The following is a 24,157-nucleotide window of genomic DNA, read 5'->3' on the forward strand; positions in this document are numbered from 1 at the left end:
TCTGGAGGTAGCGTGGCACGCATCAAGGCGAACGGCATCGAGATCGAATATGAGACGGCCGGCAGCCGGAGCGATCCGGCGCTGTTGTTGGTGATGGGCCTGGGAGCGCAGCTCACCATCTGGCCCGAGGCCCTGTTCGAGGGCCTCGCGAAGCGCGGCTTCCATGTCGTCCGCTACGACAACCGCGATACGGGTCTGTCGACCGACTTCGCATCATGGGGCGCGGCCGACGTGCCGGCGGCGATACAGAAGCTGATAAGGGGCGAGAGGGTGGCGGCGCCCTATTATCTCAAGGACATGGCGGGCGATGCGGTCGGCCTGCTCGACGCGCTGGGCATCGAGCGCGCGCACATGGTCGGCGCCTCGATGGGTGGCATGATCGTGCAGATCGTGGCGGCGCAGTATCCCGAGCGCACGCGCTCGATGGTGTCGATCTATTCCACCAGCGGCCGGCCCGGCTTGCCGCAGGGCAAGCCGGAAGCGCTGGCGATGCTGGGAGCCCAGCCCGAGGACACGAGCCGCGAGGCCCGCGTGCTGCATGGCATGAAGCTGCGCCGCACGATCGGCAGCCCAGCCTATCCCGTGCCCGAAGGCGAGTTGCGCGCTTTGGTCGAGAAGAATGTCGATCGCCGCTATTACCCGGAGGGCGTCAACCGGCAGTATCTCGCCGTCATCGCGTCGGGCGATCGCGTCGAGCTGCTGAAGAACGTGAAGGCGCCGACGCTGGTGCTGCATGGGGAGGAGGATCCGCTGCTGCCGGTCGAGTGCGGTCGCGACGTCGCGCGCCTGGTGCCGGGCGCCGAGATCCAGACCTATCCCGGCTGGGGTCACGATTTCCCGACCCAGATGATCCCGACGCTGATCGACCGCATTGCGGGGTTCTGCAAAGCGGCCTCCTGACCGAAGCGGTTCGACGCCGCTATTGTCATGCGCAGCGGAGCGCGGGACCTTGCCCGCCGGAGGAACGATCCATGAAGTTCGGCATCTTCTATGAGCATCAGTTGCCCCGGCCGTGGGATCCGATGAGCGAGTACCAGCTCCTGCAGGACTCGCTCGCCCAGATCGAGCTCGCCGATCGGCTGGGCTACGACTATGCGTGGGAGGTCGAGCACCACTTCCTCGAGGAATATTCCCACTCCTCCGCGCCCGAGGTCTTTCTGGGCGCCGCAAGCCAGAGGACGAAGCGCATACGGCTCGGCCACGGTGTTGTCCAGCTCACCACCAACCAGCCGCATCGCGTCGCCGAGAGGGTGGCGACGCTCGACCTCGTGTCGGGTGGACGCGTCGATCTCGGCATGGGCGAAGCGGCCGGACCGGCCGAGCTCCATCCGTTCAATGTCAAGGTGCGCGACAAGCGCGACCGGTGGGAAGAGGCGGTCAAGGCCATCATCCCGATGTTCACGAAGGAGAGCTGGGAGTTCCACGGCCGGTACTACGACTTCGGAGCGCGCAACGTGATTCCCAAGCCCTTCCAGAAGCCGCATCCGCCGCTCTGGGTCGCCTGCTCCAACATCCAGACCATCGGCAAGGCGGGCGAGTGGGGCATGGGCGCGCTCGGCTTCACTTTCGTCACGCCCGAGGCGGCGCGCGCCTGGGTGCACAAGTATTACAACAACCTTCTGAACAACCCGCAGAAACTCACCGATTATCCGAGCAATCCCAACGTCGCGATGGTCTCGGGGTTCATGTGCGCGCCGACCGACGCGGAGGCCGAGGCCAAGGCGGCCGGTTGGACTTTCTTCATCTTTGCGCTCTCCTACTATGGCCGCAAAGGCGTCGATGCGCCGGGCACGTCCGATCTCTGGAAGGAGTACCAGAGCTGGAAGGGCGGACCGGAGGAGAAGAAGGCGCTGGAGTCCGGCCTGATCGGCTCACCCGCGACCATCGCGAGCAAGCTGCGCCAGTTCCAGCAGAGCCGCGTCGACCAGGTGATCCTACTGAACCAGGCAGGCAAGACCAGCCATCAGGACATCTGCGACTCGCTCGAGCTGTTCGCGAAGGAAGTGATGCCCGAGTTCCATGCCGCCGAGGCCGAGCATGCGGCATGGAAGCGAAGGGTGCTCGACCGCGAGATCGTGCTCGAGGACCTCGATGTCGGGAAATACGACATCTACAGTCACCAGAACGAGCACATCGTCCGCCTCACGCCCGAGCAACTCAAGGCCAAGATGGCGGAGAAGGAGGCGAAGCGAGCTTGAGAGAATGTGTCATCCCGAGGGATCTTTCGCGATGCCGATTGAAAGATCCTCACTTCGTTCGGGATGGCACCGACTTGGATTCAGTACCGACCTCAAATCGCAAGCTTGTTGAAGATGAAACGCGGGATGTGGCGCACCACGAGCATGATGGCGCGCCAGATCGGCGGCGCGTAGACCACGGGCTTGCCGCGCTTCATGCCGTCCACGATCGTGCGGGCGACGTCCTCGACGGGCGCCACCCGCCGGCCCTCGGCCTTGATCGCGGCGGTCATCGGCGAATCGGTCGGGCCGGGCTTGATCAGGACGATCCTGACGCCGCTGCCGGCGAATCGATGGTCCATGCCTTCGGCATAGCGGGCGAGAAAACCCTTGGCGGCGCCATAGGTGTAGTTGGCCTTGCGGCCGCGGTCGCCGGCGACCGAGCCGATGATGCCGAGCGTGCCGCGGCCGACCTCGGCGAAGTGGCGCGCGAAGGCTTCGGCGAACAGGGCGGGCGACAGTGCATTGATCGCGATCGAGTCGCGACAAAAGGCGAGATCGGTCTGGCAGGTCTCTTGATGCGACAGCCATCCCTGCGCGATCAGCGCGATATCGATCGGGCCCGATGCTGCGGCAGACTGCACCAGCGCGCCGATGGCCGCCGGGTCGAGGAAGTCGCCCCTGGCGACCGTGATCGCCGAACCCGGCCCGCGGACGCCGAGGTCGGCCGAAATCTTATCGGCCTTCGTGACGTCGCGCGCCACCAGGATGAGCTCGGTCGGACCTTCGGCCACCCACAGCCGGCAGCAGTGCTCGGCAATGGCGGAGGTCGCGCCCACAACGACGATCTTCATCGCGGTCTCCCTCAGCTTCCCATCAAGCGGCGCGACATGGCCGAGCTCATGCCGGGGTCGCGAAAGCGTCCGAAGGCGGCGAGATCGGGATAACGCGCCTCGAACATCTCGCGCGGCATGCGCGCATCCTTCGCCGGATAGAGTCGCCCCCTGGCGTTGCGAACGATGGCGTCCAGCCGCGCGAACAGGGCGGGAACGGCACGCGTGTTGCGAAAGTCGAGAGCGAGCGTGACGCCGGGCTGTGGAAAGCTCAACAGCCCGGCGGGCCGACGTGCGCCGAAGGTCTTGAGCACGGCGAGAAAGGAACCCTCGCCCGAGACCGCAATGGCATCGAGCATGTCCTGGGTCGCGGCCAGAGCCGCCTCCCGCGGCACCACGCTCTGGTACTGGTAGAAGCCGCGGGGACCGTACAGGCGGTTCCATTCCAGGAGCGAGTCGAGCGGATAGAGAAACGGCTCTGCCTGCACGGTGCGCGCGCCGGTTCGCCGCCGCCCGGCTGCGTAACAAAGCGCATTGAGGGGACGCAGCGACAGCCCGTTGACCAGCGAGAAGGGCGGCGTCAGCGGCAGGCGCCGCCGTCTTTCGCGCCATGGCCGGCCGCCGATCTCGGTCGGCCGTGCACGCAGGAAGAGACCGCGCGCTTTTCGTCCGGACGTGCAGTCGATCCAGGCGACGGCGTGCTCCCACGTGGCTTCCGAGTCGTCGGACAGCCGAAGGAAGTCCGTCAGGCCGGCGAAGGGTATCGTCTCGGCCTCGAGCCACGGGCCTTTGCTTGGCCGTAGTTGTAGTTCAGCCTCGACGATCAGGCCGGTGAGCCCGAGTCCGCCGACCGTGGCGGCAAGCCATTCCGGCCGCAGGTCGGGGCCACATTCGACGGATGCGCCGTCGGTTCGCACCAGACGCAACCGCCGCACATGCTCGCCGAACGTGCCCATCGCATGATGGTTCTTGCCATGCACGTCGTTGGCGATGGCGCCGCCCACGGTCACGAGCTGGGTGCCGGGCACGACCGGCAGGCTCCAGCCGCGCGGCCCCAGCAGCCGCTGGATGTCGCGCAGCATCACGCCCGCCTCGCAGGCGAGTCGCCCTGTCGCCTTGTCGAAGGAGATGAAACGATTGAGCCCCGCCGTGTGCCACAGGATGCCGCCCGGATTGAGACAGGCATCGCCATAGCTGCGGCCCATGCCGTGGGCGATACCCGGCCGGCTGCGCGTGATCTGCTCGGCCACGCGGTCGCGATCGGCAAGCTCGATGACGTCGTGCGGCGCCGCGCTCAGCCGTCCCCAGGAGGAGACGGGCCTCATGCCGTCGGCGCCGTGCGAAAGACGAAACGCTTGTCGAGGTGGTATTTGGCCCAGTAGCCCAGGGCGAGCCCGATCAGCGCGCCGACGTAGCGCATCTCCCTCGTTGCGAAGACGCGGTCGAAGCCGAACTCGAAACCCCAGAAGAGGAGCGTCGTGGCGACGCCCATCGCGGTATAGAGGAGGAACGTCTGCGCATCGTGCAGCGAATCGCGCGCCGTGAAGCGGAAGATGTAGCGCTTGTCGAGAACGTACTTCGCGAGCAGACCGACGCCGGTGCCGACGACCACCGCGGCGGCAATGGCGAAGCGACCGTGATAGGCGCGGATGCTGAGGTCCTGGGCGCCGATATTTGCAGCCGTCGCCACCACAGCGATCAGGGCATAGAGGACGGCCAGCGGCATCAACGGGCTGTGGCTATTGAGGACATCTGATAGTATAGCGCAAACAGCGCCAGGGAGCGGTTTCGATTAAGACGTCCGTCAGCGCGTTGCTTGGGCTCATACGTCCCCGGCAGTGGATCAAGAATACCTTCGTCCTGGCGCCGCTGATTTTTGCGCGCGAATATCTGGACCCTCACTCGATCACGCGCGCGGCGCTTGCTTTCGTGCTGTTCTGCGTCGCCTCGTCGGCATGCTACGCCGTGAACGACATGCATGACGTGGAACGCGACCGGGCGCATCCGGTAAAGCGTCTCACCCGGCCGCTGGCCGCGGGCCTGGTGCCGGTCCGGACCGCTGTCCTCCTGCTGCTCGTGCTCTATGCCCTGCTGATCCTGGGCTTCACGGTATTGCCGGTGGTAGCGATGCCAATCCTGGCCTATATCGCGCTCAATTTCGCCTATACCTATGTCCTGAAGGATCAGCCGGTCCTCGACATCTTCGCGATCGCGGCCGGCTTCGTGCTCAGGGTCTATGCCGGCGCCGAGGCGCTCGGCGTGCCGCTGTCGAGCTGGATGGCGATCACCACGCTCTGCCTCGCGCTCTATCTCGCCTCGATCAAGCGGCGGCAGGAGCTGCAGGCCAACGGCAGCGAGGCCCGGCGCGTGCTGCGCGAATATTCGGTCACCCTGGTCGATCGCTACGCCGAGATGTCGGCGGTGGGCGCGCTGATCTTCTACAGCCTGTTCGTGATCTCCACCAACAATCGGCTGAGCGTCACCATCCCCTTGGTGATCTTCGGCCTGTTCCGCTACTGGTACGTGGTCGACACCAGGGCGGGCGGCGAATCGCCGACCGACGTGCTACTGACCGACTGGCCGCTGGTGCTGTGCCTGCTGGCCTGGGTCGGCGCCTGCATCGTCGTCCTCCTGCAGTGAGCGGACTGCCGGGCATGACGAGCAGCATTCAAGCGGACCCTCTACTCCAGCGATGCACTTCTTCATCTTCCGGACCGCGCGCGTCTCGCTCGCTCATGAGCGAGCCGGAGGCTCGCGGTCCGGAAAAGAATGAGCCATGAGAGTCGCGATCGTCGGTGGCGGTATCGGCGGCCTTTCCGCCGCGCTGCAGCTCCTGAAGGCCGGACTCGACGTCCATGTATACGAGCAGGCGCCGCGCATCGCCGAGATCGGCGCCGGCATCCAGATCAGCCCCAACGCCTCGCGGCTCCTGCTTCGGCTGGGGCTCGGGTCGGCGATGGAGGCGGCTGGCGTGCGCCCGCGCGCGGTGCATCAGCGGCGCTGGGACGACGGCCGCACTTTGCAGCGCGCGCCGCTCGGGTCCGAGATCGAGGCGACGTTCGGTGCGCCGTACTACCACTTCCACCGCGCGGATCTTGCCAATCTGCTGGCTGGCGCGCTGCCGCCGGAGCGCCTGCACGTCGGGCACAAACTCATCGACCTCGCGCAGAAGAGCGAGCGAGTCGTCGCGCGCTTCGAGAACGGCGCCTTGTCCGAGGCCGATCTCCTGGTCGGCGCCGACGGCATCCATTCGCGCGTGCGCACGCTCCTGTTCGGGCCGGAGAAGCCGCGCTTTACCGGCTGCGTCGCCTGGCGCGGGCTGGTGCCGGCCGAGCGCATCAAGCGGCTCGACATCGAGATCGCCTCGCACAACTGGATGGGACCGGACGGCCATGTCGTCCACTACTGGGTCGCGGGCGGACGGATGATGAACGTCGTCTGCGTCGTCGAGCACGGAGCCTGGACCAACGAATCGTGGACCGACAAGGGCGACGTCGGCGATGTGCTGGCGCGCTACGAGGGCTGGCACCCGACCGTGCGCGGCCTGATCGGCGCCTTTCCCGAGACCTTTATCTGGGCGCTGCACGATCGGGCCGAACTGCCGCGCTGGAGCCTGGGCCGCGTGACACTCCTGGGCGACGCCTGCCATCCCATGCTGCCCATGATGGCGCAGGGCGCCGCGCAATCGATCGAGGATGGCGCCGCACTCGCGTCGCTCCTCAAAGCGATGCCGGATGACATCGAGGGCGCGCTCGCGCGTTACGAAGCCGTGCGCAAGCCGCGGGCGACGAAGCTGCAGCAGGCGAGCGCCGCCAACCGCGCGCGCTTCCATCTCCACGACGGGCCCGAGCAGCGGAAGCGCGACGAAGCGATGGCCACCTCCGGCGACCGCTCCGTCGCCAACATCGGCTGGCTCTACGGCCACGACGCGGCGGCGGTGTAGCCGAACGTCTGTCGCCTCGATACCGTGTCATTCGGAGCGAAGCGAAGGATCTTTGACGACCGCCGAGAAGGAGAGACCGACATGATCGAAGTGAACGGCATGGCGCACGTCATCCTGACCGTCAGCAACTGGGAGAAGGCGCGTCCCTTCTATGCCGAGCTGCTGCCTTTCCTCGGCCTGAAGAAGGTCTACGACGGCAACAACTTCCTCTATCACGTGGGCGGCCGCACCGCGGTCGGCATCCAGCGCTGCGCCGAGGAGCATGCTAGCGGCCGCTTCGTGCAGAATCGAGTCGGCCTGCATCACCTCTGCCTGCGCGCCCGCTCGCGCGAGGATGTCGACCGGATCGCTGACAAGCTGCGCGCCATGGGCGCCCATATCGACCGCGGCCCGATGGAGGGCACCTGGGCGCCCGGCTACTACTTCGTCGTCTTCGAGGATCCCGACGGCATCCGCCTCGAGGTCAACTTCATCCCCGGCAAGGGCCTGCTCGCTTCGGACCCGCCGCTCAACCCGAGCTTCGATCCCAACTGGAACCAGAACTATCCGTGAAAGTGGGCGCTGCTTCGAGCGTAGATATTCACCCCGCCTTGTTCGGATTGATCAGGAACTTCTCGCCGGTCGCGCGCTTGCTGTAGAGGGCGATGTTCTCCAGCCGCAGCGCCTCGGGCAGCGAGATGGTGCGGGTGTAGTGGCTGGCGAAGGTGGTCTTCAGCGAGCGCGCGACGCGTTCGCGCAGGCGCTGCTGGTCGGCGCGGCCAATCTTCTGCAGGAAGGGCGTGAGCAGCCAGCCGCCGACGCCCCACGCCATGCCGTAGTTGCGCACCAGCTCGACCGGGCCGGGGTCGAGGCTGCCGTAGATATAGACCTGCTTGTGCACGCTCGAACCGTAGCGGCTGTAGTCGCTGGCCGACCGCGTGATGGCCATTTCCATGCAGGCAAGGATCTGGCTGGCGAGCCTTCCGCCGCCGATCGCATCGAAGGCGATCGTGGCGCCCGTCTCGGCCAGCGCCTGCGCCAGCTTTCCGGTGAAGCCCGCTTCCGTCGAGTCGCAGACCTGCTTCGCGCCGGCGTCGCGCAAGATCTTCGCCTGCGCAGGGCTGCGCACGATGTTCACCAGCCCGATCCCGTCCTCGAGGCAGATCCGGTTCAACATCTGGCCGAGATTTGAGGCGGCCGCGGTGTGGACCAGCGCCTTGTGGCCCTCGCGCTTCATGGTCTCGGTCATACCGAGCGCGGTGAGCGGGTTCACGAACCACGAGGCGCCTTCGGCCGCCGTCGTGCCCGAAGGAAGTGCCTGGCAGTCGCGCGCCTTGATGAGGCGGTATTGCGCGTACATCGCGCCGCCGATCATCGACACGATCTTGCCCTTGAGCGCTTGCGCTTCGTCAGACTTGCCCGCCTTGACGACCGTGCCCGCACCCTCGTTGCCGACCGGCATCGGCTGGTCGAGCCGCGCGGCAAGCAAGGGCAGGGAGGCCTCGGGCACCTTCGCCTTCACGACGATGCCCTCGCCGCTGCCCGACGCTGCTGCATTTTTCATGTCGGCCGGCCCCAGCAGCAGACCGAGATCGGAGGGATTGATGGGCGTCGCCTCGACCTTCACCACGACCTGGTCGTCCGCCGGCTCGGGCACCGGGACCTTCGCCAGCGAGAGTTCCAGCTCGCCGTTCTTCTTGATCAGCGAGCGCAGCTCCAGGCCGGTGGTCGGGGTGGCGTCGGGCATCGGTCGTCTCCGTCAATTTGGTTGGGCGACACGATGCACAGCGCGGTGCGGGTGGACAAGGGGGCGACTGGCTACTCCGCCGCGAGCGGCGCGGGGGCGAGCCAGGTCTCGAAGTCGCGCAGGGCGCGCTTCGCCAGCAATTGCTTGCGCTCCTTGCCGCGGGCATTGCCCTCGATGGGTGGGAACAGGCCGAAGTTGACGTTCATCGGCTGGAAGCTGTTGGCGTCGGCGCCGCCGGTGATGTGGCCGAGCAGCGCGCCCATCGCCGTCGTCGCGGGCGGAGCCGCAGGCACGAGGCCCAAGCGCTCGGCGGCGGCGAAGCGGCCGGTCATCAGGCCGACGGCGGCGCTTTCGACATAGCCCTCGCAGCCCGTGATCTGCCCGGCGAAGCGCAGCCGCGGCATCGCCCTGAGCCGCAGCGTCTCGTCAAGAAGCCGCGGGCTGTTGAGGAAAGTGTTCCGATGCAGTCCGCCCAGCCGCGCGAACTCGGCGCGCTGCAGACCAGGGATGGTCCGGAACAGGCGCGTCTGCTCGCCGTGCCTGAGCTTGGTCTGGAAGCCCACGATGTTCCAGAGCGTGCCGAGCGCGTTGTCCTGGCGGAGCTGCACCACCGCCCAGGGCCGCCGGCCGGTGCGCGGATCGCGCAGGCCGACCGGCTTCATCGGCCCCCAGCGCAGCGTGTCCGGCCCGCGCGCCGCCATGACCTCGATCGGCAGACAGCCGTCGAAATAGGGTGTCGCCGTCTCCCACTCCTTGAACTCGGTCTTCTCGCCTGCCAGCAGACCCGCGACGAAGGCCCCGTATTCCTCTTTGTTCAGCGGGCAGTTGAGATAATCGGCGCCATCGCCGGCCGGGCCGCCCTTGTCGTAGCGCGACTGCTTCCAGGCGATCGAGCGGTCAATGCTGTCGTAGTGCACGATCGGCGCGATGGCGTCGAAGAAGGCGAGTGCGGTTTCGCCGCTGAGCTTGCCGATCGCCTCGGCGAGTGCCGGCGAGGTGAGGGGACCGGTGGCGATGATGACGCTGTCCCAGTCCTCGGGCGGCAGGCCCGCGATCTCCTCGCGCCGCAGCTCGACCAGCGGATGGGCCACTAGCGCGTCCTGAACCGCGGCGGAGAAGCCGTGCCGATCGACCGCAAGCGCGCCGCCGGCCGGCAGCTTGTGCGCGTCGGCCGCGCGCATGATCAGCGAACCCGCGCGCCGCATCTCCTCGTGCAGCAGGCCGACCGCGTTGTTCCCGGCATCGTCGGAGCGGAAGGAATTGGAGCAGACGAGCTCGGCCAGAGAATCGGTTTGATGCGCCTCCGTCCCGCACACCGGCCGCATTTCGTGCAGCACCACGGGGACACCTGCGGAGGCGAGCTGCCAGGCCGCCTCGCTGCCCGCCAGTCCGCCGCCCACGACATGTACCTTCTTGATGCTTGACGCCATCCCACCCAGCCTGAAACTTGCGCCTCCTTACATGGGAGAGCCGGTCATGGCCATCAAGTTCCACAATCCCTCGAGCGTTTCCTTTTCGGGCAAGTACAGCCTCGGGGCCGAGGTGCCGGCGGGCGCGCGGCTGTTCCATGTCTCGGGTCAGGTCGGCGTCGATTCCAACGGCAAGCTGCAGCCCACCTTCGAGGGGCAGGCGGCGCAGGCGTGGCGCAACATCGGCGAGGTGCTGAAGAGCGCCGCCATGACCTACAAGGACATCGTCAAGGTCACGATCTTCCTGACCGACAGCCGCTTCATCGCGCCCTATCGCGAGGTGCGCGACCAGTTCATCACCGAGCCGCCGTACCCAGCCTCCACCCTGCTGGTCGTGGCAGGGTTGGCCGATCCTGCCATGCTGGTCGAGGTCGAGGCGGTGGCCGCCAAGGCCTGATCATGACGCAGAGTCTCAAGGTTGCGCTCGCCCAGCTCAATCCCAAGGTCGGAGACGTTGCCGGCAACCTTGCCAAGGTGCGCGCCGCGCGCGCCAAGGCGAAGGAACAGGGGGCGGACCTGGTCGTCACGTCGGAGCTGGTGATCGCGGGTTATTTTCCCGAGGACCTGGTGCTGAAGCCCGCGTTCCAGCGGCAATGCCGCGAAGCGGTCGAGGCGTTGCGCACGGACACGCGGGATGGCGGGCCGGCGCTGTTCGTCACCACCCCCTGGCGCGAGGACGACAAGCTCTACAATGCGATCGTCGCCCTCGACAAAGGCGAGATCATAGGCAAGCGCTTCAAGGTCGATCTGCCGAACTACGGCGTGTTCGACGACAAGCGCGTCTTTGCGCCCGGCCCCATGCCGGGACCGCTGGTGTACAACGGCGTGCGCCTCGGCGTGCCGATCTGCGAGGATGTCTGGACGCCCGAGGTCGTCGAATGCATCTCCGAGACCGGCGGCGAAATCCTGCTGGTGCCCAACGGCTCGCCTTACGAGGTCGAAAAGACCGACGTCCGCGTGCAGCACGGCGTCAGGCGCGTGATCGAAAGCGGCCTGCCCTTCGCCTATGTCAACCAGGTGGGCGGCCAGGACGAGGTGATCTACGACGGCGGCTCGTTCGTGATCGGCGCCGACCGCCAGCTCAAGGCCAAGCTCGCCTCGTTCACGGAGGAGGTGGCGACGGTCGAGTTCCGGCGCAGCGCCGGCGGCTGGGAATGCCTGCCGGGCAGGATCGCCCCCGAGCTGGGAAAGCTCGACTCGATCTACCAGGCGATGATGCTCGGCCTGCGCGACTATGTGAACAAGACGGGCTTTCCATCGGTCGTGATCGGCCTCTCGGGTGGCGTCGATTCCGCCCTCACCGCAGCCGTCGCCGCAGATGCCCTGGGGCCCGAGCGCGTGCGCACGCTGATGATGCCCTCGCCCTATACCAGCCGCGAGTCATTGGAGGACGCCAGGGCCTGTGCCGACGCAATCGGCGTCAAGTACGAGATCGTGAGCATCGAGCCCGCCATGGAGGCCTTCCGGCAGATGCTGCTGCCGCTGTTCGGCAACCGTGCGCCCGACGTGACCGAGGAGAACATCCAGAGCCGTGCGCGCGGCACGACGCTGATGGCCGTCTCCAACAAGCTCGGCGGCATGGTGGTGACGACGGGCAACAAGTCGGAGATGGCGGTGGGCTACGCCACGCTCTACGGCGACATGTGCGGCGGCTACAACGTCCTGAAGGATGTCTACAAGACGACGGTGTTCGAGCTTTGCGCCTGGCGCAACCGGCACCTGCCGGACGGCGCGCTGGGTCGCAAGGGCCGCGTGATTCCCGAGCGCATTCTCACCAAGCCGCCATCGGCCGAGCTGAAGCCGGACCAGAAGGATTCCGATTCGCTGCCGCCCTATCCGGTGCTGGACGCCGTCCTGCACGGCCTGATCGAGCGCGATCTGTCGGCCGAGGAGCTGGCGGCCGAGGGTTACGATCGGGCGACCGTGGACAGGGTCTGGCGTCTCCTGGAGAACGCCGAGTACAAGCGCCGCCAGGCGCCGCCGGGCGTGAAGATCACCTCGCGCCTCATCAGCAGGGAACGGCGCTATCCGATCGTCAACGGGTTTCGAGGGTAAGACGATGTTGATCGCGCAGATCTCCGACATGCACGTGACCGCCGAGGGCACGCTGCTCTACAAGCGCATCGACACCGCGGGCTATCTCGAACGCGCGGTGGCGCATGTCCTCGGCCTCGATCCGCGTCCCGATCTCGTGATCGCGACCGGCGATCTCGTCGACGGCGGCAAGCCTGACGAATATGCGCGCTTGCGCCGACTGCTCGAACCCCTGCCGATGCCGGTCTATCTCATTCCCGGCAATCACGATGCACGCGAGCCTCTGCGGGCGGCTTTTCCCGACCATCGCTATCTGCCTGCGGACGGCTTCCTCCAGTATGCGATCGAAAGTCCGCCACTGCGCCTGATCGGGCTCGATACGTTGGTAGCGGGCAAGCCTTACGGCGAGCTGTGCGAGGAACGGCTCGGCTGGCTGGCGGCGCGGCTCGGCGAACACCCCGACGTGCCGACATTGATCTTCCTGCATCATCCGCCGTTTGATTGCGGCATCGAGGCGTTCGACCGCGCGCGCCTGAACAAGGGTGATGCGGCCCTGGCCGATCTCGTGAGCCGCCATCGCAATGTCGAGCGGGTAATGTGCGGGCATGTCCATCGTCCCATCCAGATGCGCTGGGCGGGAACCATGGCCTCCATCGCCCCCAGCACCGCGCATCAGGCGACGCTCGACCTGCACGACGGCGCGCCGCTTTCCATGATGATGGAGCCGCCGGGGCTGGCGTTGCACTACTGGAAGGCCGGCGGCCTCGTCACCCACGTGAGCTATATCGGGTCGTTCGAGGGGCCGAGGCCGTTCCGTGCCCTCTGACGGAACCTCGGCCGCAAAGGGCGCGTTCTCGATGGCCGTGTCCCTGCAAAGCCTCAGCAAGCGCCTCGGCCCGGGCGTCATCACGGGCGCGGCCGACGACGATCCGAGCGGTATCGCCACCTACTCTCAGGCAGGGGCCCAGCAGGGCTTCGGCCTGCTTTGGACCGTAGTCGTGACATGGCCGATGATGGTCGCGGTCCAGTCGGTGAGCGCGCGCATCGGTCGGGTCACGGGACACGGGCTCGCTGCCAACATGCTGGCCGTCTTTCCGCGGCCTGTCGTGACCGGACTGGTGGCGCTGCTGTTCCTCGCCAACACCATCAATATCGGCGCCGATCTTTCGGCCATGGGGGCGGCCGCCAAGCTCGTGATGGGTGGCAGCCAGCATCTCTACACGTTGCTGTTCGCGCTCGGCACGCTGCTGGCGGTCGTTTTCATCCCGTACCACATCTACGTCGGCGTCCTGAAGTGGCTCACCTTTTCGCTCTTTGCCTATGTCGGCATCGTCTTCACCGTGCACATCGACTGGGGCCGGGTCGCCATGGGCGCCCTCCTGCCGCGGTTCGACCGCACCGGCGATTCCTACATGCTGATCGTCGCCATCTTCGGCACCACCATCAGCCCCTACCTGTTCTTCTGGCAAAGCTCGCAGGAGGTCGAGGAAGAGGAGGCGGATCCCGGAGCCGGGCCGCTGGTCGACCATCCCGAACAGGCGAGCCGCGAGCTCAATCGCATCGGCTGGGAGACCATGGTCGGCATGGCTGTCTCCAACGTCGTTGCCTTCTTCATCATCCTGACGACAGCCGTCACAATGCACGCCAACGGCCATACCGATATCCAGACCTCGGAGCAGGCTGCGGTCGCGCTGCGGCCGATCGCAGGCGATGCCGCGTTCCTGCTGTTCAGCCTTGGCATCGTCGGCACCGGCCTGCTCGCCGTGCCGGTGCTGGCGGGCTCCACCGCCTATGCGATGGGCGAGGTGCGCGGCTGGCGGATCGGGCTCGAGCACAAGCTCGGCGAGGCGCAGGCCTTCTATGCCGTAATTGCTATTTCCATCTTGCTCGGCATCGCGGTCGAGATATCGCCCCTCGATCCGATCAAGGCGCTGGTATGGAGCGCCGTGGTGAACGGCGTGATCACGGTGCCAATCCTGATCGCGATGATGATCGTGGCGTCGAGCATGAGGCAGATGGGCGGGTTCGTGGCCACGCGCGGCCAGCGCATCTTCGGCTGGATCACCACGGCGATGATGGCGGTGGCGGCGGTCGCCATGTTCGGGACGATGTAGGTTTCAATCCTTCACCGCCGGCAATACCACGCGATTGAGGATCGCCGAGGCGATGGCATAGCCCAACGGGCCGTCGTAGTGCCCGGTGGTGATCGCGAATACGAGGTCGAACGCGGGAATGACATAGACTCGCTGTGCACCGACACCAAAGCCGGCAATCCAGTCGAGTTCGCGGCCATTGAGGAAGCTGCGTCCAAGCCACCATTGATACCCGTAGAAGAACAAGCCGTCGCCTTTGATGCGCGGCTTGGCCGATTCCGCCGCCCAACCTGTCGGCAGCACGCGTCGGCCGTTCCACTGGCCGTCGGTCAGCATGAGCTGGCCAAGCTTGGCCATGTCACGGGGCCGGAGCCGCAGGCTGCCGTAGGCACCGAGTTTGCGACTTGCACCAACCTCGGGCCAGTCGAAGTCGATGATGTCGAGCGGGGCGAACAGCTTTTCCCGTGCATAGTCCTGCAGGCCACGACCGGTCGCGCGGACGAGCGCCTCGCCCAGCAGCGACGTGACGCCGTTGCTGTAGTGATAAATTGTGCCCGAGGGATGAATTACCGGCTGTGAGAGCACAAAGCGGAAGGGGTCGGAGGACTCCAACATCCTCCGTTCGTCGTTCAACGGATCGGTGTAGGGCCGGTCCTCATCCCAGGCGAGGCCAGCCGACATGGTGAGCAAATGCCGAAAGGTAATGCGCTCCTTGTCCGGCGTGCGCAGGTCGGCATATTCGGGAAAGGCGTCGAATACCGGTGAATCGAGGGCCGGGAACTTGCGCTCGGCCAGGGCAATGCCGACCAGCAGCGACGTCGCGCTCTTGGACACTGATTTCACGTCGTGTTTCACATCAGGCCCGAATCGCACGATGCCGAGCGGCTGGCCCCAGCTTTCGTCGACGCCGTCAAAATAGCGCTCCATGACGAGCCTGCTGTGGCGGGCGACAATAACGGCATGGATGTTCCGGTCTGGCCACTGATCGAGGAGCTTGTCGAGGTCGCACAGCTTTCCGGCATCGAGACCGACGGCATCGGGTGTGGCGGTTGTCCAGCCGTCGTTGATCGGCTTGGGGGCGCCGCAGACCGATGCCTCCTGCGCCATTGCGGCCGTCGGAAGCCCTACGAGCATCAGAAGAAACGTGACGATTCTTGCCATCAATATTCGCTCCGTGAGCCGGCCGACCGCCTGGGCGGCATGTTAGCGTCGCCGGCATGAAACTCTATTCCGGTCCGCTCAGCATGTTCGGCGCCAAGGCCGAGATCGCGGCCCTCGAGAAGGGCGTCGATGTCGAGCTGGTCATGGTGCCGTTCGAGATGAACACGCTCTATCAGCCCAAGCATGCCGAGGTCCTGCGCATCAACCCGAAACGCCAGGTTCCGGTGTTGGTGGACGGCGATCTCGAGATCTTCGACTCGACCCAGATCTTCGAATATCTCGAGATGTTGAGGCCGGAGCCGGCGCTGTGGCCGGCGGATCCCAAAGCGAGGGCACGGGCGCGTCTGCTGGAGCACAAGTCGGATGAGGTCTACTTCCCGCACATCGTCCGGTTGATGGGTCTGCAGGCGACGCTCGACGATCCACTTGCGGTCGAGGCCCGGGCTGCGGCGACGGCCTGTTATGACGAGATGGAACGAGTGCTCGGCGAGCGGGACTGGCTGGCCGGTGCCTATTCATATGCCGACATCGCCTTCTACATGGCGCAGCTCTTCGGCGCGCGCATGACCGCGCCCATGACCGAGGCGCATCCGCGGCTGCTGCGCTGGCGAGACCGCATGAGCGCGCGGCCGGCGGTCGCCAGGGTCGCCGGCGCGATGGGACGCTATCTCCTGTCGCAGGGGCGTCCGTTGCCGCCGTTCCTGCAGCGCCTGTCGGGTGGTGGGCCTACGGCTTGATCGTGCGGCCGAGCACCTTCTCATAGACGCGCAGGATCGACGAGCTGTCGTCCGCACCGAGGCCCATGCGACGGGCCATGCGCTGCAGGTTGTGCGTCGCCGAGCCCTGCGGCAGCGGCACGTCGAGTTCGTCGCCGAGCTCTAGCGCGAGATGCAGATCCTTGTGCGCGAGGTTGAGCGCGAAGGAGGGCGGGCTGAACTGGCCTTTCAAGGCGCGTTCGGAGAACGCCTTGAAGACGTTCGAATTGCCGCTCGAATTGGCGATCACGTGGACGAGCTTCGTGGGATCGAGGCCGGCGCTGACGCCCAGCATCAGGCCTTCCGCGGCGGCCGCGGCGTTGCAGAAGGCCATCATGTTGTTCACGAGCTTGGCCACCGTGCCGGTGCCCAGTGCGCCCATATGGATCACATTGGCGCTGAAGGATTTCAGAACCGGCAGCGCGTCGTCGAACACCTTCTTCTCGCCCCCCACCATGATGGCGATGGTCGCCGCCTCGGCGCCCACCGTGCCGCCGCTCACCGGGGCGTCGAGCATGGCGATGTTCCTGGCAGCCATGGCGGCGCCGATCTTCCTGATCATCGAGGGGGCGTTGGTGCTGAGGTCGATATAGGTCTGGCCCGGCTTGATGCTGGCGAGGATGCCGTTGTCGCCGAGCGCCACGGCCTCCACATCCCGGGGCATCGGAAGCGACGTCATCACGACATCGGCGCTCTTTGTCACGTCGGCCACGGACTTGCCCGCGGTCGCACCGAGATCGGTGCAACTCTTGACCGCCGCCGGGTTCAGGTCGAACACCGTCACCTGGTGGTTGCTGCGCTTCACGAGATTCCGACACATGGGCCCGCCCATGTTGCCGACGCCGATGAATCCGACTTTCACTAGTGCCTCCCGTTCGAATGCCGCCGGGCGCACTATATACGAGAGGCAATGAACCGCGCCCCCTCCCAGCCGCCAAGCGATCTTGACCGGGCCCGCGCCCTTCGCCGCGTCAAGGTGGCGGCGACGCTGGTGCTGGCGGCGACGGCGGCGCTGTTCCTGGTGGCGCGCCATTTCGAGGCCGGACACTGGGCCTGGGGTTACGTCGCGGCCTTCGCCTCGGCGGCGACGGTGGGCGGGCTTGCCGACTGGTACGCCGTCGTCGCGCTGTTCCGCCGGCCCCTCGGCCTGCCGATCCCGCACACCGCCATCATTCCGCGCAACCACCAGCGCATCGCCGACAATCTCGGCAGCTTCATCGAGAACAACTTCCTGGCGCGCGAGGCGGTCGAGAAGAAGCTCGGCGAGGTCGACTTCGCCGCCCAGGTGGCCACCTGGCTCGCCGACCGCGCGCGCAGCGCCGCGCTGGCCGACTTCGTCCTGCGGCTGCTGCCGCAGGCGCTGACGGCGATCGATCAGTCGGGGCTGAGGCGCTTCGTTGGCGAGCGGGTGCGCACCGAGCTCGAGCGGGTGGAGGTGGCGCCGCTTGCTGCGGGCCTTCTGGGCGCGGTGATCGAGAAGGGCCGCCATCAGCGCCTGCTGAACGAGCTCCTGGGCGCGCTCGACAAGCTGCTTACCAACCAGAATACGCTCGACGCCTTGCGCGAGAAGATCCGCCACGAGCTGCCAGCGCTGTTCAACCTCTATCGCGCCGACGCCTATCTGTTGCGCAAGATCGTGGCCTCGACCGCCGCGTTCGTCGATGAAGCGCGGGTCGATTCTGATCACCCATTGCGCGTCGAGTTCGACAAATTCGTGCGCGGCTTCGTCGAGCGGCTGCGCAGCTCGGCCGACTTCGCGGCCCGTGCCGAGACCTTCAAGCACGACCTGCTGGCTCGGCCGGAGGTGGTGACGCTGGCCGAGGGGGCGTGGGACAGCCTGCGGGCCTTCCTGGAGCGCGATGCGGCGGCACCCGACTCGCAGGTCCGGCGCCAGCTCGAAGCGATGCTGGTCGACGTCGGTGGCCAGCTCGGTCGCGATCCGGCGATCCGGGCCGAGATCAACCGCGGCATCGTGCAGGTTCTGGGCGATTTCGTGCAAAGCCAGAAGAGCGGGGTCGGGCGCTTCATCGCCGATCAGGTCAAGGACTGGGACATCGACGTCCTGATCGGCCGCGTCGAGCTCACCGTCGGACGCGACCTGCAATATATCCGGTTCAACGGCGCGCTGATCGGCGGACTGGCCGGTTTGGCCTTGCACGCCCTCGAGCAGGGGTTGAAGCTTCAGCTCTGACCACAGGGAGGTCGCGATGACCGATGCATCCCGAAACTACATGGACATGTTCAAGCAGCTCGGCGAGCAACTCCAGGTTCCGTCCTTCGACATGACCAGGATCATGGAACAGCACCAGAAGAACATCGACGCCATGGGCCGCTCATGGCAGGCGGTGGCGACCGGCGCCGGCGCGGTCGCCAACAAGCAACGCGAGATCTTCGAGGCGGCGATGAAGGACATGGCGGACATGGCGAGCAGCTACGAACCCGCCGGCTCGCCGCAGGAGATCTTCACCAAGCAGGCCGAATTCGCCCGCAAAGCCTTCGAGGCGGCTATCAGAAACACGCGCGACCTCGCCGAGCTGGTGCAGAAATCCGGCACCGATGCCCTCAACATCCTGCATGAGCGCATGCAGGAGTCTTACGACGAGATCCGCCACGGCCTGGAGCGAAGGTAGCCTTCCGTGGATTGCACGCTTCCAGTGCGCGCATGCGCGCATCGAGGAGCCGTGTCATCCCGAGCGCAGCGCGGCTGACACCACATCTGTACGTTACCTCAATGCATCTGCCACGCTGATCGGTTGGTCGGCGCGGACAACATTGAAGGCGGCCTCCCAGACTGCGATCCGGCCGTCCTTCATCACCCAGAGTTCGACGCCGAAGCCCTTCATGGCGAAACCCGACTCGGCATCGTCCCATGTGCCGTTCCAGACGTTGGTGATCGTGTCGCCCATCAGGCTGCGAAACTCTTTCACGAGGTGATAGTTCCGCTGCCTGGCGCTGCGCGCCGCGAAGAAGGTGCGAACCGCGGCGCGGCCACGGAACTCCGGCAGGTTGCCGAAGCGCACGATGCAATCCTCGGTGAAGCCGTCGGCCAGCGCATCGAGGTTCCAGGGCATGAAGAGCGATTCGACATGCCGGACGAAAGCCCGCGCTTCATCGATCGTGAGGCGATTGGCATGGTCGTCCTTGCGCAGCGATTGAGGAGCCATGTTTCCTCCCGGTGAAACGCGCACGGCGTTCTGCTGGAAACGTACTATATAGTGAGGAGACGAGCAGAGACAGGAAGGGGAATGGATCGATTCTGGCTCAAGAGTTATCCGCCGGGGGTGCCGGCGGAGATCGATCCGTCGGCCTATCCAAGCCTCGTGGCGCTGATCGAGGAAAGCTTCGCAAGGTACCGCGAGGACAAGGCCTATGTGTGCCTCGGTACCGCGCTGACGTTCGGCGAGGTCGACTGCCTTTCGAAGGCACTGGCGGCGTGGTTGCAGGGTCGGGGGCTGAAGCGCGGTGCGCGTGTCGCAATCATGATGCCGAACGTTCTGCAATATCCGGTCGCCGTGACAGCCGTGCTTCGTGCGGGCTTCATCGCAGTCAACGTCAATCCGCTCTATACGGCGCGCGAGCTTGGACACCAACTGCGGGACTCGGGTGCCGAGGCGGTGGTCGTGCTGGACAACTTCGCCGTGACCCTGCAGGCGGCACTCGCCGCGGGGAACACGGCCGTCAAGCACATCGTCGTGGGGTCGATGGGAGACCTCCTGGGTTTCCCCAGGGGAATGATTGTCGACTTTTTCGTGCGCTCGATCCGCAGGTCGGTGCCGACTTACGAGCTGCCTGGACATTTCACGTTCAAGAAGATCATCGCCTCCGGCAAGACGATGCTCTTCGTGCGGCCCGAGCTCGGACCGGACGATGTCGCGGTGCTGCAATATACTGGCGGCACGACTGGCATCGCCAAGGGCGCGACCCTGCTGCATCGCACGATCGTGGCCAACCTGCTGGCCTCCGAAGCCTGGATGCAGCCGGGGCTTCGGCGCAAGAAGCTTGCCGGCCAGTTCACCATTGTCTGTGCGCTCCCGCTCTATCACGTCTTCGCGTTCATCACCTGCGGGCTGCTGGGCATGCGCACCGGCGCGCTCAACATCCTGATTCCCGACCCGCGCGACCTCGAAAGCACGGTGAGGGCGCTCGCCAGATACCGCATCAACATCTTTCCCGGCGTGAACACGCTGTTCAATGCGCTGGCCAATCGCTCCGACTTCGCGCGCCTCGATTTCTCCGGCCTTGCCATCACCAACGGTGGCGGCATGGCGGTGCAGGAGGCGGTGGCGAAGAAGTGGCTCGCCGTCACCGGCTGCCCGATCGTCGAAGGCTACGGGTTGAGCGAGACCTCGGCGGGCGTCACCTGCAATCCGACCGACTCGGAGGCTTATACCGGCTCGATCGGTCTGCCGCTGCCCAGTGTCGAGATCAGGATCCTCGACGATGAGGGGCAGGAATCGCCGCTGGGCGAGGCCGGGGAGATCGCGATCCGCGGACCCCAGGTGATGCGGGGTTACTGGCAGCAGCCGGAGGAGACGGCCAAGGTCATGACCCCCGACGGGTTCTTCAAGTCGGGCGACGTCGGCGTGATGGACGAGCGCGGCTACATCAGGATCGTCGATCGCAAGAAGGACATGATCGTGGTCTCGGGATTCAAGGTCTATCCCAACGAGATCGAGGCGGTCGTCTCGGGCCATCCCGGCGTCGCCGAATGCGCAGTCGTCGGCGTGCCCGACGCGCGGTCGGGCGAGGCCGTTCTGCTGTTCGTGGTGAAGCGCGATCCCAAGCTCACACGGAAGGAACTCGAGGCGTTCTGCGCCCGTGAGCTCACCGGCTACAAGCGGCCCAAATTCATCGAATTCCGGCGCGAGCTGCCCAAGAGCAACATCGGCAAGATCCTGCGCCGTGAGTTGCGCGAGGAAGCCGTGAAGAAGCCGGCGTGAGGTTTCCGGCCGGCCCACTGGCCCGCCATTTTTACTTTGCGTGACCCAGGCCCCATCGCGGACGCCATCTCATCGGTCGTTGGGAACGATCGTGGTTTCCGCTATGATGCATGGGAAAACCGGCTCGATCGCGGCGGTACTTTGGGGGAGAGGATGACGGCAATTCGCTGGATGGTGCTGACAACGACCGGCCTGGCACTGGCCGCCTGCAACACGCCGACGCCGCTCTATGACCTGCAGAAGACACCGGCTCCTTACCGCAAGGCCGCCGACGGTGCGATCATCGACAATGCCGGCGTGTCGCTCGATGCGGAGGGCTATCGTGTCGACAAGAACGGCCAGCGCATCCAGGAGGTGGATATTCCAGCCAAAACGGCGGCCTACCAGAGCTCAAGCCCGGTGGCCGGCTATTACATCAGCAGCATTGGGGCCGTAGCGTCGGGCAATGTCATGACGCCGAGCGAAGGCGCCAGCTCGGGTTACGGTACCGGTCCCGGCGCGGCCTATCCGACGCCGAGTGGCCAGGCGCCGCCACCGCTGCCGGCGCCGCTTATGCCAACCCCCGGCGAGACGCCGCCCGTCACGCCCACGCCGCTGCCGCGGTGATTACGGCAGCTACTCGATCTTCACACCGGCGGCGTGAATCACGGGCGCCCACTTGGCGAGCTCGTCCTTGATGAACTTCGCCGTGCGCTCGGGCGAGGTGTCGGCGGCCGGCACCGCAGCAATGTCCTCAAGGAACTTGATGGCGCTCGGATCGGCGATCAGCTTGCGCGACGCCTGATCGATCGTGTCGACTACGTTCTTTGGTGTGCCGGCCGGCCCCACGATCAGGTTGAAAGTGTAGGCTTCGTAGCCCTTCACGCCGGCCTCGGCCATGGTCGGAATCTCAGGCGCGATCGACGCTCGCTTGGAATGGGCAAAGGCGAGGATGCGAAGCTTGCCGGCGCGATGCTGCTGCAATGTGGTGCTGAAGGTCTCGAACATCCACGCGACGTTGCCCGCCAGCAGGTCCTGCAGCGCCGGCCCCGAGCCCTTGTAAGGCACGTGCACGACCTCCATGCCGCCGACCTCGCGTTTGAAGTACTCGCTGGCGAGATGAAGGATGCTGCCGATGCCTGATGTCGCGTAGGAGTATTTGCCGGGATTCTTCTTCATCAGCTCGATCAACCCGTCCACCGACGGTGGCATCGACGGATGCGTAACCAGTACCAGCGGGTTGACGCAGATCGAGGAGATCGGGGCGAAGTCCTTGATCGGGTCGTACGGGGGCTTGGCGAACGCTGTCGGATTGATGGCGTGGGTCGAGGAGGTCGCGAACAGGAGGGTGTAGCCATCGGGCTTGGCGTGCACGACTTCCATCGCTCCGATTGAACCTGCGGCGCCCGCCTTGTTGTCGACGATCACCGTCCGCCCGAGGAGCGGCGACAGCTTCTCGGCCGCCATGCGCCCGATGATGTCCGTGGGCCCCGCTGGTGCGAACGGGATCACGAGCCGGATCGTCCGCTCGGGGTATTTCGGATCGGCGCGCACGAGGCTGGGCGTCGCGAGCGCACCGAGGCCCGCGGCCAGAAGATGACGACGTTTCATGTGAGGCTCCCAAATATCTATTTCAGCGTTTCGTTGAACAGCTCGATCATGGCGTTCCAGGAGCGCCGGTCGGTGTCGGCATGATAGAAGAAACCCTTCATGCCGCGGGCATCGGCGGCGGGATTGGTGAAGCTGTGGCCGGCGCTGCCATAAAGCTGCAGACGCCAGTCGACGCCTGCCGCCTTCATCTCCTGCTCGAAAGCGGCGCGTTGTTCGGGCGGAATGATGGGATCGTCTGCACCGATGCAGACCAGCACCTTGCCCTTGATGCTCTTCGCATCCTGCGGCCGCGCCGTGGCGAGGCCGGAGTGGAACCCGACGATGGCCTTCACGTCGCTGCCGCTGCGCCCGACTTCGAGCGCCGTGGTGCCGCCGAAGCAGTAGCCGATGACGGCGAGCCGGGCCGGATCGACCTCCTTCCGGGCTCCCAGCGTTGCGAGCGCGGCGTTCGCCCGCAGCCGTATTCCCGTCGGATCGGCGAGCCACGGCGCGAGCCGCGCCCGGGTCTCGTTCAGGTCGTCGAGTGGCTTGCCGCCGCCGTGGTAGTCCATGGCAAAGGCGGCATAGCCCAGCGCCGCCAGACGCTGCGCGATCTTCTTGGTGTGGTCGGTGAGGCCCGGTCCCTCATGGCAGATCATAACGCCGGGACGGCGGCCGTCCTTCGTCTCGTCCAGTGCATACTGCCCGACCATGCGGACGCCGTCGCCATGGTACTCGATATCTTCGGTTCGCATCGTTCCTCCCTTGGCGAGGACATTAGCGAAGTGCGCTTGACCCGCCAATGCGCCGCCGCCACAAGTCGGGCGTGATGTCCGGCCCCATCGTTCGTTTTGCGCCCAGCCCGACGGGCCTGCTGCATGTCGGCAACATTCGCGCAGCGCTGTTCAACTGGCTTTATGCGCGCCGGCACGACGGCCGCTTCATCCTTCGCCTGGACGACACCGATCGACAGCGCAGCAAGCCCGAATACGAGACCGCGATCGAGCGCGATCTCTTGTGGCTCGGTCTCGGCTGGGACAGCAAGGAGCGCCAGTCGGATCGGCTGGCCCACTACGACGCCGCGCGCGATCAGCTGGTCGGCGCGGGGCGCCTCTATCGATGCTACGAGACGCCGGAGGAACTCGAGCTCAAGCGCAAGCGGCTGCTGGCCCAGGGTCGCCCGCCAATCTACGATCGTGCCGCGCTGCGTCTCGACGAGATGGCCCGCAAGAAACTCGAGAGCGAGGGCAGGCGGCCACATTGGCGCTTCAGACTCGCGGCAGAGGAAGTGCGCTGGGATGACCTCGTGCGCGGCCCCCAGCATGTCGACGAGGCGAGCCAGAGCGATCCTGTCCTGGTGCGCGCCGACGGTTCGTATCTCTACAGCTTCACCTCGGTGGTGGACGACATCGCCTTCGGCATCACCCACGTGATTCGCGGCGAGGACCATGTGACCA

25 protein-coding genes are annotated in these 24,157 nt (G+C 66.0%); 15 read left to right on the forward strand and 10 right to left on the reverse strand.

Going from position 1 to position 24,157, the window contains the following annotated elements; translation table 11 throughout:
• The first annotated feature begins 12 nt into the window (after positions 1–12).
• The gene (locus VH499_RS03760) at positions 13–900 is read left to right on the forward strand and encodes an alpha/beta fold hydrolase (protein ID WP_332051350.1); all 888 of its coding nucleotides are present in this window, start codon (positions 13–15) and stop codon (positions 898–900) included.
• 71 nt (positions 901–971) lie between these two features.
• Positions 972–2,198 carry an LLM class flavin-dependent oxidoreductase gene (locus VH499_RS03765; RefSeq protein ID WP_332051351.1) on the forward strand — a complete coding sequence of 409 codons (1,227 nt, stop codon included), beginning with the start codon at positions 972–974 and terminating at the stop codon, positions 2,196–2,198.
• A 92-nt stretch (positions 2,199–2,290) separates the two neighbouring features.
• Here the strand turns inward: VH499_RS03765 and VH499_RS03770 are convergent, their stop codons facing one another.
• The 3 genes from VH499_RS03770 to VH499_RS03780 are packed head-to-tail and all read right to left on the reverse strand — an operon-like array spanning position 2,291 to position 4,736.
• The gene (locus VH499_RS03770) at positions 2,291–3,031 is read right to left on the reverse strand and encodes an SDR family NAD(P)-dependent oxidoreductase (RefSeq protein ID WP_332051352.1); all 741 of its coding nucleotides are present in this window, start codon (positions 3,029–3,031) and stop codon (positions 2,291–2,293) included.
• Positions 3,032–3,042: 11 nt separating this feature from the next.
• Positions 3,043–4,335 (reverse strand): FAD-binding oxidoreductase, encoded by a 1,293-nt coding sequence (locus VH499_RS03775; protein WP_332051353.1) that lies wholly within the window; start codon positions 4,333–4,335, stop codon positions 3,043–3,045.
• The gene (locus VH499_RS03780) at positions 4,332–4,736 is read right to left on the reverse strand and encodes a GtrA family protein (RefSeq protein WP_332051354.1); all 405 of its coding nucleotides are present in this window, start codon (positions 4,734–4,736) and stop codon (positions 4,332–4,334) included. Before VH499_RS03780 ends, VH499_RS03775 begins: the two co-directional genes overlap by 4 nt.
• A 65-nt stretch (positions 4,737–4,801) precedes the next feature.
• Between VH499_RS03780 and VH499_RS03785 the strand changes: the two genes are divergently transcribed.
• The 3 genes from VH499_RS03785 (at position 4,802) to VH499_RS03795 (ending at position 7,505) form a co-directional block, all read left to right on the forward strand.
• The gene (locus VH499_RS03785; protein WP_332051375.1) at positions 4,802–5,650 is read left to right on the forward strand and encodes a decaprenyl-phosphate phosphoribosyltransferase; all 849 of its coding nucleotides are present in this window, start codon (positions 4,802–4,804) and stop codon (positions 5,648–5,650) included.
• A 136-nt stretch (positions 5,651–5,786) separates the two neighbouring features.
• On the forward strand, positions 5,787–6,953 hold the full coding sequence (locus VH499_RS03790; protein ID WP_332051355.1) for an FAD-dependent oxidoreductase: 1,167 nt from the start codon (positions 5,787–5,789) through the stop codon (positions 6,951–6,953).
• Between the two features lie 81 nt (positions 6,954–7,034).
• Positions 7,035–7,505, forward strand: coding sequence for a VOC family protein (locus VH499_RS03795; RefSeq protein ID WP_332051356.1), 471 nt, complete (start codon positions 7,035–7,037; stop codon positions 7,503–7,505).
• A gap of 28 nt (positions 7,506–7,533) precedes the next feature.
• On the opposite strand, the gene VH499_RS03800 is transcribed toward VH499_RS03795, so the two are convergent.
• Both VH499_RS03800 and trmFO read right to left on the reverse strand, forming a co-directional pair.
• The gene (locus VH499_RS03800; protein WP_332051357.1) at positions 7,534–8,679 is read right to left on the reverse strand and encodes a zinc-binding dehydrogenase; all 1,146 of its coding nucleotides are present in this window, start codon (positions 8,677–8,679) and stop codon (positions 7,534–7,536) included.
• A 71-nt stretch (positions 8,680–8,750) separates the two neighbouring features.
• Complete coding sequence (gene trmFO, locus VH499_RS03805; RefSeq protein ID WP_332051358.1) at positions 8,751–10,109, reverse strand: methylenetetrahydrofolate--tRNA-(uracil(54)-C(5))-methyltransferase (FADH(2)-oxidizing) TrmFO; 1,359 nt, start codon at positions 10,107–10,109, stop codon at positions 8,751–8,753.
• Positions 10,110–10,155: 46 nt separating this feature from the next.
• Between trmFO and VH499_RS03810 the strand changes: the two genes are divergently transcribed.
• From VH499_RS03810 to VH499_RS03825, 4 genes are read left to right on the forward strand one after another with little or no spacing between them, the layout of a single operon-like run.
• Complete coding sequence (locus tag VH499_RS03810) at positions 10,156–10,545, forward strand: RidA family protein (RefSeq protein ID WP_332051359.1); 390 nt, start codon at positions 10,156–10,158, stop codon at positions 10,543–10,545.
• A 2-nt stretch (positions 10,546–10,547) separates the two neighbouring features.
• The gene (locus VH499_RS03815) at positions 10,548–12,203 is read left to right on the forward strand and encodes an NAD+ synthase (RefSeq protein WP_332051360.1); all 1,656 of its coding nucleotides are present in this window, start codon (positions 10,548–10,550) and stop codon (positions 12,201–12,203) included.
• A 4-nt stretch (positions 12,204–12,207) separates the two neighbouring features.
• On the forward strand, positions 12,208–13,008 hold the full coding sequence (locus VH499_RS03820) for a phosphodiesterase (RefSeq protein WP_332051361.1): 801 nt from the start codon (positions 12,208–12,210) through the stop codon (positions 13,006–13,008).
• A gap of 31 nt (positions 13,009–13,039) precedes the next feature.
• Positions 13,040–14,296, forward strand: coding sequence for an Nramp family divalent metal transporter (locus VH499_RS03825; RefSeq protein ID WP_332051362.1), 1,257 nt, complete (start codon positions 13,040–13,042; stop codon positions 14,294–14,296).
• Positions 14,297–14,299: 3 nt separating this feature from the next.
• On the opposite strand, the gene VH499_RS03830 is transcribed toward VH499_RS03825, so the two are convergent.
• A complete protein-coding gene (locus VH499_RS03830) occupies positions 14,300–15,436 on the reverse strand; it encodes a serine hydrolase (RefSeq protein ID WP_332051363.1) in 1,137 nt (378 codons plus the stop codon).
• A gap of 56 nt (positions 15,437–15,492) precedes the next feature.
• Here VH499_RS03830 and VH499_RS03835 point away from each other — a divergent pair, with 56 nt between their 5' ends.
• Positions 15,493–16,173 (forward strand): glutathione S-transferase family protein, encoded by a 681-nt coding sequence (locus VH499_RS03835; RefSeq protein ID WP_332051364.1) that lies wholly within the window; start codon positions 15,493–15,495, stop codon positions 16,171–16,173.
• Here the strand turns inward: VH499_RS03835 and VH499_RS03840 are convergent.
• Positions 16,163–17,053: an NAD(P)-dependent oxidoreductase gene (locus VH499_RS03840; protein WP_332051365.1), complete on the reverse strand. Its 891-nt coding sequence runs from the start codon at positions 17,051–17,053 to the stop codon at positions 16,163–16,165. The genes VH499_RS03835 and VH499_RS03840 overlap by 11 nt on opposite strands.
• A gap of 48 nt (positions 17,054–17,101) precedes the next feature.
• Here VH499_RS03840 and VH499_RS03845 point away from each other — a divergent pair, with 48 nt between their 5' ends.
• Both VH499_RS03845 and VH499_RS03850 read left to right on the forward strand, forming a co-directional pair.
• Positions 17,102–18,382, forward strand: coding sequence for a DUF445 domain-containing protein (locus tag VH499_RS03845; protein WP_332051366.1), 1,281 nt, complete (start codon positions 17,102–17,104; stop codon positions 18,380–18,382).
• Between the two features lie 16 nt (positions 18,383–18,398).
• Positions 18,399–18,821 (forward strand): TIGR01841 family phasin, encoded by a 423-nt coding sequence (locus VH499_RS03850; protein WP_332051367.1) that lies wholly within the window; start codon positions 18,399–18,401, stop codon positions 18,819–18,821.
• Positions 18,822–18,914: 93 nt separating this feature from the next.
• On the opposite strand, the gene VH499_RS03855 is transcribed toward VH499_RS03850, so the two are convergent.
• Positions 18,915–19,355 carry a nuclear transport factor 2 family protein gene (locus tag VH499_RS03855; RefSeq protein ID WP_332051368.1) on the reverse strand — a complete coding sequence of 147 codons (441 nt, stop codon included), beginning with the start codon at positions 19,353–19,355 and terminating at the stop codon, positions 18,915–18,917.
• 81 nt (positions 19,356–19,436) lie between these two features.
• Between VH499_RS03855 and VH499_RS03860 the strand changes: the two genes are divergently transcribed.
• Together VH499_RS03860 and VH499_RS03865 are read left to right on the forward strand one after the other, a co-directional pair.
• Positions 19,437–21,131, forward strand: a complete 1,695-nt coding sequence (locus tag VH499_RS03860) for a long-chain-fatty-acid--CoA ligase (RefSeq protein WP_332051369.1) — start codon at positions 19,437–19,439, stop codon at positions 21,129–21,131.
• 153 nt (positions 21,132–21,284) lie between these two features.
• A complete protein-coding gene (locus VH499_RS03865) occupies positions 21,285–21,737 on the forward strand; it encodes a hypothetical protein (protein WP_332051370.1) in 453 nt (150 codons plus the stop codon).
• 9 nt (positions 21,738–21,746) lie between these two features.
• Here the strand turns inward: VH499_RS03865 and VH499_RS03870 are convergent, their stop codons facing one another.
• Both VH499_RS03870 and VH499_RS03875 read right to left on the reverse strand, forming a co-directional pair.
• Positions 21,747–22,721 (reverse strand): tripartite tricarboxylate transporter substrate binding protein, encoded by a 975-nt coding sequence (locus VH499_RS03870; RefSeq protein ID WP_332051371.1) that lies wholly within the window; start codon positions 22,719–22,721, stop codon positions 21,747–21,749.
• A gap of 17 nt (positions 22,722–22,738) precedes the next feature.
• On the reverse strand, positions 22,739–23,455 hold the full coding sequence (locus VH499_RS03875; protein ID WP_332051372.1) for a dienelactone hydrolase family protein: 717 nt from the start codon (positions 23,453–23,455) through the stop codon (positions 22,739–22,741).
• 74 nt (positions 23,456–23,529) lie between these two features.
• On the opposite strand from VH499_RS03875, the gene VH499_RS03880 reads away from it, so the two are divergent.
• Positions 23,530–24,157 (forward strand): glutamate--tRNA ligase (locus tag VH499_RS03880; RefSeq protein ID WP_414709739.1); only part of this gene is annotated, 628 nt, incomplete at its 3' end.

Origin of the sequence: Reyranella sp., from assembly GCF_036558665.1 — a bacterium.
Taxonomy (GTDB): domain Bacteria; phylum Pseudomonadota; class Alphaproteobacteria; order Reyranellales; family Reyranellaceae; genus Reyranella.

Coding starts and splice junctions, on each gene's coding strand:
- VH499_RS03765 (WP_332051351.1), top strand. CDS start 972: ATGAAGTTCGGCATCTTCTATGAGCATCAGTTGCCCCGGCCGTGGGAT.
- VH499_RS03770 (WP_332051352.1), bottom strand. CDS start 3,031: ATGAAGATCGTCGTTGTGGGCGCGACCTCCGCCATTGCCGAGCACTGC.
- VH499_RS03775 (WP_332051353.1), bottom strand. CDS start 4,335: ATGAGGCCCGTCTCCTCCTGGGGACGGCTGAGCGCGGCGCCGCACGAC.
- VH499_RS03780 (WP_332051354.1), bottom strand. CDS start 4,736: ATGCCGCTGGCCGTCCTCTATGCCCTGATCGCTGTGGTGGCGACGGCT.
- VH499_RS03790 (WP_332051355.1), top strand. CDS start 5,787: ATGAGAGTCGCGATCGTCGGTGGCGGTATCGGCGGCCTTTCCGCCGCG.
- VH499_RS03795 (WP_332051356.1), top strand. CDS start 7,035: ATGATCGAAGTGAACGGCATGGCGCACGTCATCCTGACCGTCAGCAAC.
- VH499_RS03800 (WP_332051357.1), bottom strand. CDS start 8,679: ATGCCCGACGCCACCCCGACCACCGGCCTGGAGCTGCGCTCGCTGATC.
- trmFO (WP_332051358.1), bottom strand. CDS start 10,109: ATGGCGTCAAGCATCAAGAAGGTACATGTCGTGGGCGGCGGACTGGCG.
- VH499_RS03810 (WP_332051359.1), top strand. CDS start 10,156: ATGGCCATCAAGTTCCACAATCCCTCGAGCGTTTCCTTTTCGGGCAAG.
- VH499_RS03815 (WP_332051360.1), top strand. CDS start 10,548: ATGACGCAGAGTCTCAAGGTTGCGCTCGCCCAGCTCAATCCCAAGGTC.
- VH499_RS03820 (WP_332051361.1), top strand. CDS start 12,208: ATGTTGATCGCGCAGATCTCCGACATGCACGTGACCGCCGAGGGCACG.
- VH499_RS03825 (WP_332051362.1), top strand. CDS start 13,040: ATGGCCGTGTCCCTGCAAAGCCTCAGCAAGCGCCTCGGCCCGGGCGTC.
- VH499_RS03830 (WP_332051363.1), bottom strand. CDS start 15,436: ATGGCAAGAATCGTCACGTTTCTTCTGATGCTCGTAGGGCTTCCGACG.
- VH499_RS03835 (WP_332051364.1), top strand. CDS start 15,493: ATGAAACTCTATTCCGGTCCGCTCAGCATGTTCGGCGCCAAGGCCGAG.
- VH499_RS03845 (WP_332051366.1), top strand. CDS start 17,102: ATGAACCGCGCCCCCTCCCAGCCGCCAAGCGATCTTGACCGGGCCCGC.
- VH499_RS03850 (WP_332051367.1), top strand. CDS start 18,399: ATGACCGATGCATCCCGAAACTACATGGACATGTTCAAGCAGCTCGGC.
- VH499_RS03855 (WP_332051368.1), bottom strand. CDS start 19,355: ATGGCTCCTCAATCGCTGCGCAAGGACGACCATGCCAATCGCCTCACG.
- VH499_RS03860 (WP_332051369.1), top strand. CDS start 19,437: ATGGATCGATTCTGGCTCAAGAGTTATCCGCCGGGGGTGCCGGCGGAG.
- VH499_RS03865 (WP_332051370.1), top strand. CDS start 21,285: ATGACGGCAATTCGCTGGATGGTGCTGACAACGACCGGCCTGGCACTG.
- VH499_RS03870 (WP_332051371.1), bottom strand. CDS start 22,721: ATGAAACGTCGTCATCTTCTGGCCGCGGGCCTCGGTGCGCTCGCGACG.
- VH499_RS03875 (WP_332051372.1), bottom strand. CDS start 23,455: ATGCGAACCGAAGATATCGAGTACCATGGCGACGGCGTCCGCATGGTC.